This is a genomic window from Comamonas nitrativorans, assembly GCF_042654765.1.
Classification (GTDB): domain Bacteria; phylum Pseudomonadota; class Gammaproteobacteria; order Burkholderiales; family Burkholderiaceae_C; genus Comamonas; species Comamonas nitrativorans.
Genome location: NZ_JBHSEW010000030.1, coordinates 1 through 836 on the forward strand (window position 1 = coordinate 1; position 836 = coordinate 836).

The following is an 836-nucleotide window of genomic DNA, read 5'->3' on the forward strand; positions in this document are numbered from 1 at the left end:
ACAAGCCTGACCACCACTTTGCTCCTGTGTGCCGGGTCCATCGCCTCGGCCCAGGCCCAGAACGTCACCCTCTACGGCCTGGTGGACACCGGCGTGGAACGCCTGGACAACACCAGCACCGGCGGCAGCATCACCCGGATGCCCAGCATTGCCGGCTCTGCCGCCTCGCGCTGGGGGCTGCGCGGCAGCGAAGACCTGGGCAACGGCCTGAAAGCCGTGTTCACGCTGGAATCCGGCTTCGGCCTGGATACGGGCGAAACCCAGCAAGGGGGCCGCGCCTTTGGCCGCCAGGCGTTTGTCGGCCTCTCCGGCCAATGGGGCACGCTGTCCCTGGGCCGCCAGTATTCGATGCTGTTCCCCGGCGCAGCCAATACCGACATCTTCCTGGCGCAGATTTACGGCGCCGGCGCGTTCGACACCTATCTGGCCGGCCCGCGCCTGGACAATTCCATTGCCTATCTGGGCAAATTCGGCAGTGTCACCGCTGGTGTGCTCTACAGCCTGGGCAAGGATGCGCAAAACTGCGCTGGCGAAAGCAGCAACAGCAGCGAATGCCGCTCCTGGTCTGCCGTGCTGAAGTACGACGCGCCCACCTGGGGCGTAGGCACCTGGGTCGATGAGCAGAACGGACGCGACAACCGCCCTGCCGGTGGCGCCGACCTGAGCGACAAGTCCGACCGCCGCCTGGCGCTGAACGGCTACGTCATGCTGGGCAAGACCAAGCTGGCCGCCAACTACATGCAGCGCAGGAACGAAGCCGCCGTCCAGGCCCAACGCAAAAGCACCCTGTGGTCGCTGGGCGTGTCCCACCCCCTGACCACCGCCGTGACGCTGGA

The 836-nt window shown here is 66.6% G+C and carries 1 protein-coding gene; it reads left to right on the forward strand.

What is annotated here, in order from left to right; genetic code table 11:
• Positions 1-836: porin (locus ACFO3A_RS15655; RefSeq protein WP_377728233.1), on the forward strand; the 836-nt coding region annotated here is incomplete at both ends.